At 62.3% G+C, this 17,068-nt stretch carries 16 protein-coding genes and 1 tRNA gene; 6 read left to right on the top strand and 11 right to left on the bottom strand.

Going from position 1 to position 17,068, the window contains the following annotated elements; genetic code table 11:
- Positions 1-117: 117 nt before the first annotated feature.
- Complete coding sequence (locus JF616_05655) at positions 118-399, top strand: acylphosphatase (GenBank protein MBW8887229.1); 282 nt, start codon at positions 118-120, stop codon at positions 397-399.
- A gap of 42 nt (positions 400-441) precedes the next feature.
- On the opposite strand, the gene JF616_05650 is transcribed toward JF616_05655, so the two are convergent.
- The 8 genes from JF616_05650 to JF616_05615 all read right to left on the bottom strand — a co-directional run bounded on the left by JF616_05650 (position 442) and on the right by JF616_05615 (position 6,917).
- The gene (locus tag JF616_05650) at positions 442-1,440 is read right to left on the bottom strand and encodes a UPF0104 family protein (protein ID MBW8887228.1); all 999 of its coding nucleotides are present in this window, start codon (positions 1,438-1,440) and stop codon (positions 442-444) included.
- A 122-nt stretch (positions 1,441-1,562) separates the two neighbouring features.
- Positions 1,563-2,003 carry a hypothetical protein gene (locus JF616_05645; protein ID MBW8887227.1) on the bottom strand — a complete coding sequence of 147 codons (441 nt, stop codon included), beginning with the start codon at positions 2,001-2,003 and terminating at the stop codon, positions 1,563-1,565.
- Positions 2,004-2,047: 44 nt separating this feature from the next.
- On the bottom strand, positions 2,048-2,407 hold the full coding sequence (locus JF616_05640) for a hypothetical protein (GenBank protein MBW8887226.1): 360 nt from the start codon (positions 2,405-2,407) through the stop codon (positions 2,048-2,050).
- Positions 2,408-2,559: 152 nt separating this feature from the next.
- Entirely contained in the window at positions 2,560-3,084 is a 525-nt protein-coding gene (locus tag JF616_05635) for a hypothetical protein (protein MBW8887225.1), read from the bottom strand.
- A gap of 281 nt (positions 3,085-3,365) precedes the next feature.
- On the bottom strand, positions 3,366-4,487 hold the full coding sequence (locus tag JF616_05630; protein MBW8887224.1) for a metallophosphoesterase: 1,122 nt from the start codon (positions 4,485-4,487) through the stop codon (positions 3,366-3,368).
- A 4-nt stretch (positions 4,488-4,491) separates the two neighbouring features.
- Positions 4,492-5,631, bottom strand: a complete 1,140-nt coding sequence (purK, locus tag JF616_05625) for a 5-(carboxyamino)imidazole ribonucleotide synthase (GenBank protein MBW8887223.1) — start codon at positions 5,629-5,631, stop codon at positions 4,492-4,494.
- Between the two features lie 2 nt (positions 5,632-5,633).
- On the bottom strand, positions 5,634-6,155 hold the full coding sequence (purE, locus tag JF616_05620) for a 5-(carboxyamino)imidazole ribonucleotide mutase (protein MBW8887222.1): 522 nt from the start codon (positions 6,153-6,155) through the stop codon (positions 5,634-5,636).
- Positions 6,156-6,191: 36 nt separating this feature from the next.
- On the bottom strand, positions 6,192-6,917 hold the full coding sequence (locus tag JF616_05615) for a toxin-antitoxin system YwqK family antitoxin (GenBank protein ID MBW8887221.1): 726 nt from the start codon (positions 6,915-6,917) through the stop codon (positions 6,192-6,194).
- An 85-nt stretch (positions 6,918-7,002) separates the two neighbouring features.
- On the opposite strand from JF616_05615, the gene JF616_05610 reads away from it, so the two are divergent.
- Positions 7,003-7,449, top strand: a complete 447-nt coding sequence (locus JF616_05610) for a methylglyoxal synthase (protein ID MBW8887220.1) — start codon at positions 7,003-7,005, stop codon at positions 7,447-7,449.
- 12 nt (positions 7,450-7,461) lie between these two features.
- On the opposite strand, the gene JF616_05605 is transcribed toward JF616_05610, so the two are convergent.
- Entirely contained in the window at positions 7,462-8,262 is an 801-nt protein-coding gene (locus JF616_05605) for a hypothetical protein (protein MBW8887219.1), read from the bottom strand.
- A 98-nt stretch (positions 8,263-8,360) separates the two neighbouring features.
- On the opposite strand from JF616_05605, the gene JF616_05600 reads away from it, so the two are divergent.
- Positions 8,361-10,136: a proline--tRNA ligase gene (locus tag JF616_05600; GenBank protein ID MBW8887218.1), complete on the top strand. Its 1,776-nt coding sequence runs from the start codon at positions 8,361-8,363 to the stop codon at positions 10,134-10,136.
- A 169-nt stretch (positions 10,137-10,305) separates the two neighbouring features.
- The gene (locus JF616_05595; GenBank protein ID MBW8887217.1) at positions 10,306-11,166 is read left to right on the top strand and encodes an MBL fold metallo-hydrolase; all 861 of its coding nucleotides are present in this window, start codon (positions 10,306-10,308) and stop codon (positions 11,164-11,166) included.
- Positions 11,167-11,225: 59 nt separating this feature from the next.
- Here JF616_05595 and JF616_05590 read toward each other — a convergent pair whose 3' ends face one another.
- The gene (locus JF616_05590; protein ID MBW8887216.1) at positions 11,226-13,379 is read right to left on the bottom strand and encodes a PBP1A family penicillin-binding protein; all 2,154 of its coding nucleotides are present in this window, start codon (positions 13,377-13,379) and stop codon (positions 11,226-11,228) included.
- A 123-nt stretch (positions 13,380-13,502) separates the two neighbouring features.
- A complete protein-coding gene (locus JF616_05585) occupies positions 13,503-15,863 on the bottom strand; it encodes a PBP1A family penicillin-binding protein (protein MBW8887215.1) in 2,361 nt (786 codons plus the stop codon).
- Between the two features lie 121 nt (positions 15,864-15,984).
- On the opposite strand from JF616_05585, the gene JF616_05580 reads away from it, so the two are divergent.
- Positions 15,985-16,908: a hypothetical protein gene (locus tag JF616_05580; protein MBW8887214.1), complete on the top strand. Its 924-nt coding sequence runs from the start codon at positions 15,985-15,987 to the stop codon at positions 16,906-16,908.
- A 60-nt stretch (positions 16,909-16,968) separates the two neighbouring features.
- Positions 16,969-17,042, top strand: a tRNA-Arg gene (locus JF616_05575).
- Positions 17,043-17,068: the final 26 nt, after the last annotated feature.

Below are 17,068 nucleotides of genomic sequence, written 5' to 3'. Positions count from 1 at the left end.
CCCAGGGCGGTTCAGGCGGTTCTTTGCGCTCGTGCGCCGGTTCAGGTCCGTGATCTGGCGGCATGCCCGGAAAGGTAACATTGCGACCCTGACGCCGCGATCTTATCTTCGTCCCCTATGACGACGCATCCGCCTATCCTTTTCGCCATCCGCGTGAGCGGACGCGTCCAGGGGGTTTTCTTCCGCGCCTCCGCCCGGATCGAGGCCGGGCGCTTGGGCCTAAGCGGGTTCGTCCGAAATGAACCGGACGGTTCGGTTTACGCGGAAGCCGAAGGCGAACGCGAAGCACTGGACCTATTCGTTGAGTGGTGCCGGCGCGGGCCCCCGCATGCGCGCGTGGAGTCCGTCGAAGTCAAGGAAGGAACGGCGAAAGGCTTCGCCGGATTCATGGTTCGTTGAAATCCTGGCGTCCTTCCGAGGGACGTTCGAGGTAGCCTTCCATCAGGCCAATCGCCGTCCCCGGCGTCGTCTGAGCATGGACGGTAACAATCCGGACCCGGCCGTCAGCTCGTAAGCGGATAAGGTCGCCAATCCGATGCCGAAGGGTATCACGTAAAAAGCCAATCGGAAGGCCAGCAAGGCGCCAAGCACCGGGTAAGCGGGCATGGCGGGGGTAAGCACGGCCAGGGACGCCGCCTCCAGCACGCCTAGGCTGCCGGGTACCGGAAGGAACAAGGCCGCCAACTTGATGGCCATGAAGGTGCCTAGGAAAGACACGGGCCCGATGAATCCGGCCTGATGCAAATCCCCTTCGGGAAGCAGGAAGTAGAGAGCGGCGCCGGCGAAAGCGAAATGGATGCAAGCCACCACCACTTGCAACACCAGCATTATCTGGCGGGGGCGCTCCAAGCGGAATTTACCTAGGGCCAAGGTGCCACCGCGGGCGAAGCCGTTCCATAGGAGCAAAAGCGCCGTCGGCAGCAGGAGGATGAATCCTATGGCGCGGGGGGAGAGGGAAAAAGGCAAATCGGCGGGCAGATGGACGGGGGAAAAAATTTGCGCCAGCCCGGTCGACAAGGTGAGGCCGTTGATGAAAGCGAGCTTGGCCAGGGTGATGAACTGGGCGATTTGCAAGGCGCTGAAGCCCCAAGCCAGGTAATACCGGTAGCGGACCGAGGTGCTGGTCAGCAGGGAAAAGCCGATGCTGTTAGTCAGGCTATTGCCTACGAAGGCGGCCAGGGAAGCCCGGGGCAGGGACACGGCCATCCCCACGGAACGGGCCGCCAGGAAATCATACAGGGTCTGGATGCCGTAGCAAAGGGCCACGCAGAGCCCGGCCATAACCAGACGATGGGGCGGGATCTCCCGGACGCGCGCCACGACTTCGTGCAAGTCGAAATGATGCAGGGTCCGGATGAAAAGCCAAATCGCGAAAACGATGAAGGCGAAGGCGACGAACGTGCCGGCCCATGACAGGATTTTCGCTTTCGGTTTGCCCATTTAAAACGGCGCCCTCCTGGGAGGTAAGATAGGTTTGCCCGTTTCCAGGACCAGCGATTAGCGATGGCAATACGGCACGGGGGGCGGTTTTCCGGCGCATTTGGCGGCGGATTTCGCGAAAATTAGCGCTTGACGAACCTGACCCATTGGGCGGAGGTGGCTTCGTCCTGATCCAAAAGTTCGAAGGAAGTAGTGGTCACGGAACGGATCATGCGATGGGTGCTCTTCCCTATTTTCTCGGTATCCCAGGATTCGGTATGGCAATCCGGCCGATGGCGGATTTCCTGCAGGGTGAAATCGATGGACTCGTTATCGCATTTCCAATCGCCTTTGTACTCCATCAGGTAGCAGGAGCCCTGGAATTTCTTCTTGGAATAGGTTCCGTTCTGGTTAAGGCTCAGCTTGACGGACAGCCCGGAGTCGAGGGTGGTGGCCGTATAGACCCCGTAGGAAAGCACGTTTTCGGGAGTGCCGAAATTGGCGGTCCGGGAAACCTTGCGCGCGCAACCGGCCAAGACGCCGAGCGCGAGGATGAGAAGGGCGATGGTCGAGCGAATCGGCATGGACACCTCGAATCTTGGTTAGGCCCAAAGGTAACAAAAGGGATTTAACGGACGCCCTTCTTTTGGCGCCGGTGCTCCCGCATCCAATGCTTGATGACCTCGCCTATGGCGCTGTAATCCGGCGTTTTCTTTTCCTCCGGCAGGCCGCTGGCATGCTTGGCGCCGGCCACGAACCCGCTCGCGCCTTCATGATCCGGGGCCAAAGCCTGCATCATGAACAGCCCCAGCGCGCGCACCTGGCCATGAGCCGATTCCCAGAACCCCAGCGCCAATCGGTACGTTTCGTCACGGGGCAGGGCGGAAGTCAAAAGCTCCCCCGCCTCGCGGATATCGCCGAGGGCGTATTGATCGGTTTCCAGGCGGCGCACGAGCTCGCGAATGTCCTGATGGGATGCCCCGCTCATATACGGCAAGTGTACGGCCTGGCGCGGCGGGCCGCGAAAGCGAGCGATCGCGGCAGAGCTATTGCATTAAAACGGATGGAAAATCAGGATCCGAAAACGCTAGGTCGGAAGGCAAAACCCCGATCGGGAGCGAATCCCTTCCCGGGAGGGCTTCAACCCCAGGAGACGATGCTTTGATCGACCACGTACCCGCATCTTTCGCAATGGGGGTGGTGCAATGAGATGGGGCTGTTCTCGCAATGGGGGCACACGTTGGTATCCAAGAGCAGCTTGATTTCCCGGCCCATGCGGTAACCGCATTCGCGGCACTCCTTCACGCGGGACTTGAAGCTCCAGCGCGACCAGCAATTGGGGCAATGATCGTGGGGCACTTTCATCAGCTCCCCGTCTACGATGTACTTGGCGGGCGAACTTTCGCTGGTCGACAGGTAGGGCCGATCGCCTTCCAGGCAGGTAAGGCCCGCGTCCCCGGTCTTCAAGGACTTCTCGCGGTTCTCGTCGAACACTTCGACGGAGAAGTTGAGCGTGATGGAGTAGCCTTTGGGAAGGCTCCCCGAAATCTGTTTCAGCTTCTCCTCGATCTTGCCGAGGCCCTTTTCGCGGTGCAGCCTTTGCAGCTCGGAAAGCAGCAGGTCCGCGAGCTCTTGCGTACGATCGTAAGTCTGTACATCCATCATCTACCTCAGTCGTATCCGATGTCGATGTCGGGAAAATACCTTATCGGCCTGCAATGAAGTTAAGATAATATGCATGCGCTGGCAGGGACGGATCGCCTGAGGTAACGGCGCGAATACCGTCAAAAGCGGAAAGGTCGGTTGCAGTGATTTAAGACATTGGAGATGTTTGAATCATGCGAGCCCGCTTGCGCCCCAAAACTTCCAAACATCTGAGCGGGCGCTGCGAAACCCGGAGCGGGCGCTCCGTAAAAACGCAGCGGGTGCGATTCCGCGGGCGCGAATCAATACTCGAGATCGACGACTACGATCTGCGAATGCGTGCCCACGCGCATGGGCGGCCCCCAGAAACCCGTTCCCGTATTCACGATCAAATCGGTGTCGGGGCCGAGGCGGTAGCGGCCCGCCATGTAGCGGAAGGACAATCGCACCAAGGCCCAGAAAGGGAAGATCTGGCCCGCATGCGTATGCCCGCTGAAGATGAGATCGACGCGCGCATCGGTGGCCGGTTGCAATCCCTTCGGCTGATGCGCCAGCAGGATGGATGGCTTCGCGGGGTCGATGTCCCGCAGCGCTTTCGCCATATCTCGCTGCACGCCCGCGGCCGTGAAACGATCCGCGGTATGATCGTGCAAGCCGGCCACCTGTAAACCGCCTTCGGTCAAGCGCACCTCGCTGTCCAGCACGGGGATTCCCGCTTCTTCCATCATCTTGAAATACCGATGCATACCGGAATAGAACTCGTGGTTGCCGCTCACCGCGAACGTGCCTTGCTTGGGACGCAGGCGGCGCAGTTCCGCCACCGCCTTCGCGTCGTCGGGGAATTCGGGATCGAAAAGATCGCCCGTGATCAGAACCAGATCGGGATTCATGGCGTTGATGCGATCCACTAACCCTTTCAGGAAGTTCGCGCCGAGGATAAGGCCGAGATGCACATCCGAGATTTGCACCAACCGCGCTTTGCGCGCGCCTCCGTAGCGGCCTTTGCGATCCACGTGATAGCGCGCCTCGCGCGGGCCGCGCGCCACGTTAAGCGCGCCCCAAGCCACCATGGCCGCCACCGCCGCCGCCACGGAGCCCGCCCAAGCCTTGGGATCCGAGTCGACCCCGACTCCCGCGAATCCCAGCATGCGTCGCGCCAGCGAAGCCATCAGGAACCAGAACGAGAAAAGGAAAACCGCACCCATCCAGGTCGCGCCGATCCAATACAGCACGCGGATGCCCGCGGGGCGCCAGCGGAAGGCCAATAAACGGGCCAAGGGAAAGGCCAGGGCGAGGGCCCAAAGGACGGCGGTGAGCCAGCCGCGGTTCCAACCCAGATGGGCCAGGTTCCGGAACACGTAATAATGCATCCCTCCCCATGCCCCCAGGAAGGAGAGGAGGAAGAGCAGGATTCCTATCGGCATGGTTTCAACCCCAATGGAGCAGGGCCCGCGCGGCGCGGGCTTCGGCCAGGGCCGCATCGGCGGACTCCCCCAGCACGGTGAAATGGCCCATCTTGCGTTTGGCCGGCGCCTTGGCCTTGCCGTACAAGTGGAAGGCGATGCCCTGGCGCTTAAGCAGGGAGTCCACCCCATACAGGGTATCCCCTTGGCCATCGCCCAGGATGTTGATCATCACGGAAGGCTTGAGGATGGCGGTGGAGCCCAGCGGCAATCCGCACATGGCGCGGACCTGTTGTTCGAATTGCGAGCATATGCAGGCGTCGAGGGTGTAGTGCCCGGAATTATGCGGCCGCGGGGCGATCTCGTTGACCAGTAAATGATCTTCCGCATCCAGGAACATCTCGACGCAGTACGCGCCGACGATCCCGAGGCCGTTCCCCACGGCTTCCGCCATGGCCCGCGCCTGCGAAGCCACCGTCGGCGGGATGCGGGCGGGGACCATCCCGGTGTCGAGGATGTTTTCCACGTGCACGTTTTCGGATACGGGATAGGCGACCGCCGCGCCGTCCTGGCCACGGCAGGCCATCACGCTCAATTCCTTGACGAAGGCGACCTTCTTTTCCCAGATGAGGGGAGCCCCTTTGTGCAATCTCGCGAACGCGGCTTCGGCGGCGGCGATATCGTTCACCACGGCTTGGCCCTTGCCATCGTAGCCGCCCCGGACGGTCTTGATCACGGCGGGCAGCCCGACTTCGAGGGCCGCGGCTTTCAGATCGGCGAGGCTATCCACGGCCCGGAACGCGGTCACCCCCAAGTTCGCGTCACGCAGGAAGTTCTTCTCCAACAACCGATCCTGGCTCACGCGCAAGACATGGCTATCGGGATGGACGGGATGGCCCAGGTCTTCCAGATATTCCACGGCGCGGGCGTCGATGTTTTCGAATTCGTAGGTGATGGCCTGGCATCGGGCGGCCAGCTCGCGCAGCGCCTTCTCGTCAGCGTAGTCGGCCTGGATCTGCTCATCGGCGACTTGGCCGCAGGGGGAATCGGGCGACGGCTCCAGGGTGATCACGCGGTAGCCCATGCGCTTGGCTTCGAGGGCGAACATGCGCCCCAATTGGCCTCCGCCGAGGATTCCCAAAGTCGCGCCGGGCAAGATGGGCATGCTCAATGGCCCGGGATGCGCATGGCGCGCACTTCGCGATCCTGGGTTTCGCGATGGGCGTCCACCTTGGCCGCCAAATCGGGACGTCCCAACGCCAGGATGCGCGCGGCCAGGAGTCCCGCGTTCTTGGCATTGCCGATGGCCATGGTCGCCACGGGGACCCCGCCCGGCATCTGTACGATGGAGAGCAGGGAATCCAATCCCTTCAGTTGCTTGCTTGCGACCGGTACGCCGATCACGGGCAAGGAGGTGAGGGACGCGGTCATGCCAGGCAGATGGGCCGCGCCGCCCGCCCCGGCGATGATGACTTCCAGGCCCCGGTCCCGCGCGCTCTTGGCGTACTCGACCATCCGCTCGGGGGTGCGATGGGCCGAGACCACCTCAGCCTCGTAGGGGATGCCGAATCCCTTGAGAACCTCGGCGGCCTCCTTCATGGTCTCCCAATCGGAGATGCTTCCCATGATCACGCCCACCAAGGGCCGGGCGTTCTTGCCTGCCGGGGATTTCTTCGCCGCTTTGGCCATGTGGTTCCTTTGCGCCTTTTAAGAAAACGGGCGCGCTTATTTTCCGACCCGGGAATCGCCCGTGGCCGACGTGTCCCGTGCGACCGGCTCGGGCGGCGAAGCCGACGGTTCCGCCCCCGGGTCGCCGCTCGAATCCGCCGGAGGCGGGAATGTTTGCCGTCCCGCGCGATCCCATTCCCGCACCGAGCCCTTGGTCAGCGCGCCATCCTGGAAAGAACGCTCTTGCCAGATGTGGCCGTTATCGTACCACCAAGTCGCCAAGCCATCCAATTTGCCGTCGCTATAATTCGCTTCGAACTTCTTCTTCCCGTCCGCGTACCATTCGCGCCATACCCCATGGGTCAAGCCGGCGCGGAAAACCGTTTGCCACTGCTTCTGCCCGTTGGGATACCAGACCGTCGCGAATCCGTTCTTCTTGCCTTCCTTGTAATTGGCCTCGTAGGATTTGCGGCCGTCCTGGTAATAGTAAACCACCAATCCGTCTTCTTTGCCGTTCCGCCAGGGGATCTCGCCCTTCTTCCCGCCGTTCGGATAGAACTCCTCGTCCAGGCCGTCCCGCACTTCCCGCTGTTGGCCATCGATGAAATAGTCGAAACTTTCCTTCAACTTACCATCGGGATACTGGATTTCCTTCTTCACGATCACGGGAAGCGCGCTGGCAGGGCCGATCCCGATGGCCAGAGCCAACAGGAGAAGGACGGCGGAGGGCCGCGGAACCGGGACGGAATCTCCCGGTCTCACCGGGGAAATGCTTGCACCCATATGCCGATAAATCCAAGCGGAATATAATTATTATGCAAGGCGCCATACGGCGCGGGAGGTTGCAGTGGAGTACGTGGAAACGAAAATGCCCGGCCGCAAGCGCATCGCGTTGGTGGCCCATGACCATAAGAAAAGCGAGCTGGTGGAATGGGCCAAGCGCCATCGCGATCAGCTCGGCGCCCATGACCTTTATGCCACCGGCACCACCGGGGCCATGCTCGAGAAGGAAACCAAGCTTAAGGTGGAAAAGCTCCGCAGCGGGCCTCTGGGCGGCGACTTGGAGATCGGGGCGAAAATCTCGGAAGGGGAAATCGACGTGCTGGTCTTCTTCTGGGACCCGCTGGCCGCCCAGCCCCACGACCCGGACGTGCGCGCCCTGTTGCGCATCGTGGTGGTGTGGAACATCCCCGTGGTCAGCAATATGGCTTCGGCGGATTTCCTGTTCTCGTCGCCCTTCATGAGCGGCGAATACAAACGCTTGGTGCCGGATTACGAGGAGCGGAAGCGCAAGGACTGGCCCTTGATGGGCTGATGGCGATCTGCCTTAGGCGAAAACGTTGAAGGACGCGCGGGCGGCGGAGGGGCGTCCGTAGGCGCGCATCCGATCGGCATTGGCCGGACCGGGCCCTCTTTCCGGGACGTCCCCCGTCCCGCTTTCCTTATCCGCGCCCTTACCCTTCGTCATTTCCGCCTGCGCTTGCGCGGCCATTTGGGCCGCCGCGGCGGCCACCGCGCGGTCCTGGCCGGAAGGATCCGCGGGGGCTAGGGCGGCGCGTTGCGCGGTACGGGCGTGTTCCAGGGTAGCTTGCGGGTTACCCTGGACCGGGCTCACATCGATATCGACGTGGCCGCCCACGGCATAGTTCTTCCCGTCCGGGCCGGTCTGGTAATCGAAAGCCGCGCCGCCGCGCGCCTGCCCGCCGGCCGCGGCCTGGTGGGCGGCTTCGTGGGCCTTCACTTCGGTATCGCGCTTCTTCAGTTCGCGGACCTGTTTTTCCTCTTCGGGGGTGAGCGTCTTTACGCCGGCGGCGGATTTGGCCTGCGTCGCCTTCGCGTCGGCCGAAGCCGCTCCGTCCGGTTGCGCCGATGCGGCGGCCGCGGACTGCAATTCCCTTCCCCGCCGGGACAATTCCAACTTGGACGAGGCTTGGTCGAATTTGGCGCCGGAACCGGAGTCATCGCCGTCTTGGGCGCCGTTTGCCGGCCCTTGCCCGCCGGGCGCCAGTGCGCCGGCCGCCGGGGCGGCGGCCGCGGAAGCGGCTTGGCGTTTGGGCGCGGGAACCGATTGGGAGCCTTGGATAAGGACTCCATTGGAGGAGAAGACGCGGGCGATCTCTTGCAGCATTCTCGATTCAAGCCGCTTCGCTAGGGATACTTCGAATGGAATTGTAAGGGCCGGGGACGGGGACGGGCAAGGATTGGGTTTTTTTATCTTTCCCCGCCATGCTAGTCTCCAAATATCTCCTTAAGACCCTGCGGGAACCGCCGTCGGGCGCCGAACTATCCAGCCACGTATTCCTCCTGCGCGGCGGATACGTCAAGCAATTGGCCTCCGGGCTGTATTCCATCCTGCCCTTGGGCAAGCGCGTGCTGGCCAGGATCGAGGCCCTGATCCGGGAGGAGATGGAGAAGATCGACGGGCAGGAAGTGGACCTTCCGTTGGTGCAGCCGGCCGAGTTGTGGATGGAGTCTGGACGCTACGGCGTCATCGGCGCCGAGCTCTTGCGCTTCAAGGATCGGGCCGAGCACCATATGGTCCTCGCCATGACCCATGAGGAGGCGATTACCGATCTGGCGCGCTACGTGCTTTCCTCGTACAAGCAATTGCCCTTCATGATCTGGCAGTTCAAACTCAAGTTCCGGGACGAGCCGCGCGCGCGCGGCGGCCTGGTGCGCGTGCGCGAATTCACCATGAAGGACGCTTACAGCTTCCACAAGGACGATGCGGATCTGGATGCCTATTACCAGCGCGCCTACCAGGCTTACGAGAACATCTTCCGGCGCGTGGGCATCAAGCCCATCGTGGTCAAGTCGGATACGGGCATCATGGGCGGGAAGATCGCGCATGAATTCATGCTCGAATCCGGCCATGGCGAGGATTACCTGATCATATCCGAGGACGGCCGCTATTCGGCCAACCAGGAGATCGCCGAGTTCCGTCACGAACACGCCAAGACCGATCCCCTGCCCGTGGAGAAGGTGGCCACCCCGGGGATGAAGACCATCGAAGAGGTCGCGCGTTTCCTGGGAGTGCAGCCCAACCAGACCATGAAGGCGGTGATGTTCGAGATCGATCAGGACAAGCGGCGTACCTTGGTGCTGGTCCTTATCCGCGGCGATCTCGAAGTGAGCGACGTGAAGGTGCGCAACTACCTGAAGGCTCCCTGGCTCCTGCCCGCCCAGGAGGATTTCATCCGCGGCTTCGGCATCGTGCCGGGCTACGCTTCGGCCCAGGGCGGCGGCGGAACGCCGCTTGCGGAGCGGAAGGACTTGCTGGTGCTCACCGACCTGTCCATCTGCGAGAGCGGCAATTTCGTGGGCGGCGCCAACGAGGAAGGCTTCCATCTAAAGCACATCAATTTCCGCCGCGACTTCAACACGCCCCATACCGGCGATTTCGCGAAGGCGCAAGAGGGCTACCTGGCTCCGGACGGCAAATCCCGTCTGCGCGCGGTGCGCGGCATCGAAATCGGGAATATCTTCAAGCTCGGGACCAAGTTCAGCCAATCCATGGGCTGCGCCTATCTGGACGAATCCGGGAAGCAGAAGACGCCGACCATGGGCTGCTACGGCATCGGCATCGGCCGCCTGATGGCGGCGGTTATCGAAAACTCCCACGATGAGTTCGGGCCCATCTGGCCCAAGGAGATCACGCCTTTCCACGTGCATCTGGTCAACATCGGCAAGGAACCGGAAGTGCTGGAAACCTGCGCGCGGCTCATGGCCGAGTGGGAAGGGCAGGGCCTGCAGGTTCTCTTCGACGATCGCGACGAGCGACCGGGAGTGAAGTTCAAGGATGCGGACCTTTGGGGGATACCGGTCCGCATCGCCGTGGGCAAGAAGGGCCTCGCCGACAACGGACCCGAGGGCAGCGTGCCGCAGGGGGGCGGGCCGCGAAGCGGCCGGGCCGAGTGGAAGCTCCGCAGCGAAAAGGAATTCACCATGGTGCCTCTGGCCGAACTGACGGGGAAGTTGCGAACCTTCTACGGATGGAACTGATCCGGGGATACGTATGGAGCTGATTCGAAGAGTAGCAGTTCCACCTATGTGAGTCTCCTCACATCGACATGAGGCCGTTCCCTGCATCCTGTCTTATCGGCAATATCTTGTTGTGGATTTCCGGATAAAGAGGGTAGAATGGTTCAAATGCTGGGCTTAAGGACCTGACATGAAGTTGCGTTTTTGGGGCGTCCGCGGCAGCATCCCCACCCCTTCCGAGCATACCGTTCGCTATGGAGGCAATACTTCCTGCGTCTCGGTGGATTTGGGCGGCAACGTGGTCATCTTCGATGCGGGCACCGGCATCCGCAACTTGGGCATTTCCCTCTTGGAGCGCAAGGACGTCCCCAAATTGGACATGTTCTTCAGCCATGTCCATTGGGACCATATCCAGGGATTCCCCTTCTTCGGGCCGGGGTATCGCGCCGGTTACCGGATCGGCGTCTATGGCCGGGGCAAGGCGGACAACACTTTGGGGGAAATCCTCGCCGGCCAAATGGAAGGACCCAATTTCCCGGTTTCGCTCCGCCAACTGGGCGCCGATTTCACCTACACCGATATCGTACCCGGCCAAGCCATCGACATCCAATCCCTTTCCGGAGAAACGGTGGCCCGCGTGACATGCGCGCAAGGCTGCCATCCCAACGGGGTGCTGGCCTATCGCCTGGACGATCTGCGCAGGAAAACCTCCTGCGTGTACGCGACCGACACCGAGCATTATCCCAACCGCATGGATCTGGCCCTCGGGGATTTGGCCAAGGGCGCCGATCTGCTGATCTACGATGGCATGTATACGCCCGAGGAATACGAGTCCAAGTACAAGGGCTGGGGGCATTCCACCTGGGAAAAGGGATTCGAGCTGGCGCAGTACGCGGGCGTGAAGAAGTACCTCGTCTTCCACCACGATCCCAACCATACCGATGAATTCCTGGAAGCCTACGAAGCCGAGGTGCGCGATAAGTGCCGCGCCAAGAACGCGCGTGTGGAAGTGCGCTTCGCCCGCGAAAAGATGGAAATCGCCCTCGAGTAAGGGCGGCCCGCCGTCGCGGCCCGCATCCGCGGGCCGGTTCAGAACGGGCGCGGCGACCCTTAGAAGGGTCGCTTAATCTTCTTCCACAAGCCTTCCAGGAATCCTCCGCCTTTGCGTCCGCCGGCTTTGGCCGAAGGCTGGGCGGCGTCCTCCTTAGGCGCGGCATGGGCTTCCCGCGGGCACAAAGCCAACTTGGGGCCTAGCCCCGCGACCCGGTAATCATGGGCCACGGAATCGCACCAGGGCTGCGCGACCTTGCCCGTCAGCTTGCATAAGGCGATATCCGCGACGCCCGCCGGGCGCGGGAAGTCCTGCTCCCAGACGTGGACTTTCATCCCGTGGTGCAATCGCTCCATGGCATCGGCCCAAAGGGGCATGGCATCGTCGGTGCCCGCATGGCCGGCTCCCAGCGGCTGATGATCGTCCGTGCCGATCCACACCGCCGCGGTATAGCGTTTGGTGAAGCCGACGTACCAGGCATCGCAGTAATCGCTGCTCGTCCCCGTCTTGCCGCCCGAAGGCTGGTAGAATCCCCCCGCCCATACGTCCGCCGCCGTCCCGCGGATGTTCACGTCCCGAAGCATGGTGGACAGGATCCAGGCGGAGGCTTCGCCCAAGACGCGTTCGGGCGGCGGGATCGCGAGCGAGATGGGCTCTCCCCGCCGATCCAGCACCGCCTCCAGAAAGCGGGGCCGCATCTTCAGGCCACCGTTGGGGAACACCGAGAAGGCCGCGGCCATTTCAAGCGGGGAGACATCGCAACCGCCCAGGGCCAGGGCGGGAACGGCGCGCATGGGCCTGGAGATTCCGAAGCGATGGGCATAAGCGGCCACGGTATCCAGGCCGGTTTCCAGGGCGGCCCGCACCGCGGGGATGTTGCGCGAGCGGTAGAAGGCGCGGCGCCAGGTCATCGCCCCTTCGAAGTCGTACTCCAGGTTGTGCGGCCGCCAGAGCTTGGTCGAATCGTCGGGATCGGGCATGGAAAAGGGCTCATCGACCACGCGGCCGCCGGGGCTGAGGCCCTTGTCCACCGCGGCGGCATAGACGAAGGGCTTGAAAGCCGAACCCGGGGAGCGGGCCGCCATGGTGGCGCGATTGAACTCCGACGCCTTCCAGTCCAAGCCGCCCGCCAAAGCCCTCACCGCGCCCGTGGCATTCTCGATCAGAACGAATGCCCCTTGCGCCCGGCGAGCGGACTTATGCTTGGGGTCCTCGGAGTCCATGCGGGCCTGGATGTCCGCCAGGTGCTCGCGTAGCGCGGTCTCCACGATCTCCTGGGCCTTGGCGTCCATGGTGGTACGGATGCTCGTGCCGGCGCTGTCCAGGAATCCCTTGCCCCAGCGATCGTCCACTTCGCGGCTTGCGGCATCCACGAAATATCCGGACGCGTTGCCATCGACGTGTTCGAATTCATGCATGCGCAGGGCCAGGGGCCCGGCCGCGGCGGAATCGGCCGGGGCCTTTGGCAACGCGTCGGTGGCCGCCATTTGCCGTAAGACCAGGTTGCGGCGGGCCAAAGCGCGCTGGGGATGATGGTCGGGACGCAGGTATTCCGGCCGTTGCAACATGCCGGCCAGGGTCGCCTGTTGGGCGAGCGATAGGGAATCCAAGGGGCGGGAGAAATAACGCTCGGCCGCGGCGCCGAATCCGTAAGCGCCCGCGCCCAGGTAGACTTGGTTGAGGTACAGCTCCAGGATTTCCTTCTTGGTGTAGGTGCTCTCGATGCGCAGGGCCAGCAGGATTTCCCGTAACTTGCGGGTTACCGACCGCTCCGGCGAGAGGAAAACCAGCTTAGCCAACTGTTGCGTCAGGGTAGAGGCCCCGCGCACCCGCTTTCCCGAGACGGCCGACAACAGGGATGCGCCGATGGCCGGCAGGTCGACCCCGCCATGCGTCCAGAAGTCCCGGTCCTCGATGGCCAGTACGGCCTGGATCTGCCGGGGCGGGACGCGCTCCAGGGGCGTCCACACCCGGCGCTCCACGTAGTATTCCCGCAGCACGTTGGAATCCTTGTCGTACATGCGCGTGATCAGGCTGGGCTCCATCCGTTCCAGGCGTTCCAGGGGCGGCAAGGTGAACCAGGACCAGGCCACGGCCAAGGCGAAAAGGCCGGCGGGGATGGAAAGGACGATGCCGATGCGGCGGAACCAGGTACGGAATTCCCGATCGCGGGTAAGGGTGCGCAGCCGTCGGCTTATGGGGGAAATGTCCAAATGCGAAATCCGGTGAAGTCGGGATGAAGATAGCTTCCCGAGCGGTGGCGCGCTAACCGTAAGTAATAGGAACCCCGGGCCCGGGAGGACTCACCTGATGCGCCCGGAAAAATCGCGGCGCGGCTAGAAAGTCTTGCGCATGCGCGGATCAGGCGGCTTGGGCTTCGGCTGATCCTTCTTGGCGGCGGTCTGGCCGTGCTCGACCGGGACCGGAGGCGCCAGGGCGGCATGCCGGTCCTTATGCTCGTTGGCCGTGAACATGTCCTCGCCGGCATTATGCGCATTGTGCATTTCCGGGGTGCAAGGCTCGGTGGGCTCATGTCCGGCTATGTAGAAGTCGGTATTGGTGGCCTTGCAGAAAGGCTGGGCCAACATCCCGCTCACCTCGCATACCGTGGCTTCCACCACGCCGTCCGGCCGCGGGAAGGGCAGGGCCGTCTTTCCCTTCTCGGCCCGTTTCATCACCGAGATCCAGACCGGAACCGCGTCGTCGGCACCAGTATGGCCCGGCCCCATGGAAGCGTGATCGTCTCCGCCGACCCAGATGCCCATGGTAAGGCGTTTGGTATAACCGATGTACCAGGCATCGTTGAAATCGTTGGTGGTGCCGGTCTTTCCGCCGCTGGGATGGTTGAATCCGCTGGCCCATATGGCGGCGGCGGTCCCGTGGATGTTCACGTCCCGCATCATGGTGGTCATGATCCAGGCGGCTTCCTTGCGCAGCACCTCGTGGGTCTCGGGCACGTTGGCGTAGATGGGCTGCCCGGTCTTGTCCACGATCTTATCGATGAAGTACGGCGTGGGCCTTACGCCTCCGTTGGGGAAGGCGGTGTAGGCGGAGGTCATTTCCAGGAGCGTGGCTTCGCACGATCCGATGCCGAGGGAGGGCACCGGCAACACGTTATGGGTGAGCCCGAATTTGCGGGCGTAGGAGACCACCGTCGGGAGACCATATTTCATGGCCACTTCGATGGCGGGCAGGTTCTTGGACTTATACAGCGCCCGCCGCATGCTGATCTTGCCGTCGAAGCCGGGATCGAAGTTATGCGGCCGCCAGAACTTGGTCGAGTCCATCGGATCGGGAATGGTGATGGGCTGGTCGTTGAGGATATCGCCCGGGCTGGCCCCATTATCGACGGCGGTCGCGTAGACGAAGGGCTTGAAGGCCGAGCCCGGGGAACGCACGGCTTGCAGGGCGCGGTTGTACTTCGACTTCTCGAAATTCTCGCCGCCGATCATGGCGCGTATGGCCCCGTTCTCGTTGTCCACGATCAATAGGGCCGATTGGGCATGCACGTAGCGCATGGAATCCGGGAACTGCTTCTGGTAGGCGGCCGTCGTGTCGTGCTCGTGCAGGAACAGCGAGTCGAAATGGGGATAGACCGTTTCCCAGTTATGGATGACCGTGTCCATGGGAAGCTTCAGGCGGCCGGGGATGTTATAGGCCCTCGCCGTGCGATAGCGCAAGCGCACGCGCACCCTATGCAGGTTCGCGACCAGGGACGATTCGGCGACGGCTTGCAAGGAGGAATCGAGGGTGGTGTGGACCGTAACGCCTTGGTTGTAGACGAAATCCTCGTTCCACTTCTTCTCCATGAACTGCCGCACCGTCTCCACGTAATATCCGGCGAATTCGGTGGGAGGCTGCCACATCTTCACGTCCAGGCCGGACTTGTAGGCGTCCTTGTATTGGGTGCGGGTGATATAACCCATGGACTTCATGGCCCCGAGCACGGTATTGCGCCGATCGCGCGCGGCATCGGGATAGGCGTCCGGGCGGTACGATTCGGGACGCTGCAAGAGTCCGGCGAGCAGCGCGTACTGGTTGATGGCGAGGGAGTCGAGAGGCTTGGAGAAGTATCGCTGGGCCGCGGCCGCGAAGCCATAGGCGCCCGATCCCAGGTAGACCTGGTTGAAGTAGAACTCGAGGATCTCGTCCTTGGTGTAGCTGCGCTCGATCTGCACCGCCACCAGCACTTCCTTCAGCTTGCGCACGATGGAACGCTCGGGAGTGAGGAACAGGTTCTTCGCCAATTGCTGGGTCAGGGTCGAGGCCCCGCGCGCCCTTTTGCCGAGCAGGGCGGGGAGCAACGCGGAAGGATAGGCGGCGAGATCGACGCCCCAATGCTTGTAGAACTTCTGATCCTCGATGGCGAAGACGGCCAGCTTCTGCGCCTTAGGGATCTTATCGGCCGGGGTCCAGATGCGCCGCTGGGTGTAGAACTCGTGGATAAGGTGGTTATCCTTGTCGTACACCTTGGTGATAAGGTTCGGTTCGATGCGCTCCAGGGAAACGAGGGAGGGCAGACGATTGGAAAAGTAGATCATGGCCCCGGCCATACCCAACAGGCCGGCCACGGGGAAAATCCCGATTACCAGGAACCAGATGCGGACCCGGCGCCTATAGTCGCTTTTGCCGAGGTCCTTCTTGACATGATGGAACCATTCGGACAGGAAAGATCCGACGGAGCGGATCGGATTCATGGGCATTCTCGCATAAGGTAAAAAACCGTGGCGTCTTTTTTTATCTTGGGTGAGCCTGTATGGGCAGGTCCCGGTGGCCGGCGGCCTTCGGCGTCGGCCCGGACGGGCAAGGAGTCAGTCGATGGTTTCCTTCATTTCCGATCGGGTCCGTCCCGCCCTCCTGTTCGCCGCTTCCGCTCTCGCCTTGCAAGCTTGCATCCATGACGTCCAACAGGTGAACAACGATTCCCCGCCGGATTATACTATCCCCAACCTCGCCAAGTCGCAAGGGAAATGGCGCTACGGCGTCACGGACACCATCGCCGTCGAGTTCAGCGAAAAAATCGACACGCAGTCCCTGGCCCTCACCTTCACTCCCCGGGCTTCCATCGGCTACCGCATGGACGGGGCCTCCCGCCTGCTGATCTTCGGCCTCAAGCAGGACGCCGGCACGACGCATTTCATCGTGAATTCCCCGTTCACCTTGGATATCGCGGGCCTGAGGGGCCAGGGCGGCAACGGCCGCCCCGCGGCCACCGAATCCTTCCAACCCTATTACTGGGCCGATCGGGACTTCCTGGATAGCTCTTATCAGGGCTTCGATTCCCTATTCCTGGACGATTCCACCTGGGCGGACTCTTCCCGCATGTACGCGGACACCCTGATCTCGGAGGGCAGGCTGGATTTCAACGGGAACGGGAACCTGGAGGACCGGCAGGATTTCAAGCTAGTCAGGCTCACTCCCCCGGACACCTTCAAGCTCAACGTCTACTGCCCCAAGGCGGTGAACATGCGGATGCAAATCGCCGGGCCCTTCGCCTCCGGTAGCGAGGACTCCATCCTGCAGAACTACAGTTTTCCGGCCGGGAGCCTGACCTTCCACGCCGATACCAACAAGACCAGGGGGGTCCTGAGCTACCAGTTCGCCGCTGACTTCCTTACCCATTACAATGTCCTGGGTTCGCCCGCAGCGCCCGGGCTTTATGCCATCCGCCTTAGCATTCCCGAGGATCAAGAGGGTTTCTATCGGGTCGTAGCCGTGGCGCGCCGGAATAGGCGCCCTTGACCGCCCCCGGACCGCTGACAAACCCGGTCCGTTTGATTATCTTACCCACTCCCGAAATTCGCGGGTGTGGCCAAACTGGATAAGGCATCTGACTACGAATCAGAAGATTCCAGGTTCGACTCCTGGCACTCGCACTTTTCTTCCGCTTTGAATCCCTGAA

It is taken from the genome of Fibrobacterota bacterium, from assembly GCA_019509785.1.
GTDB lineage: Bacteria > Fibrobacterota > Fibrobacteria > UBA11236 > UBA11236 > Chersky-265.
The sequence above is the reverse complement of the archived record's forward strand: the minus strand, read 5'-3'. Positions and strand labels throughout refer to the sequence as shown.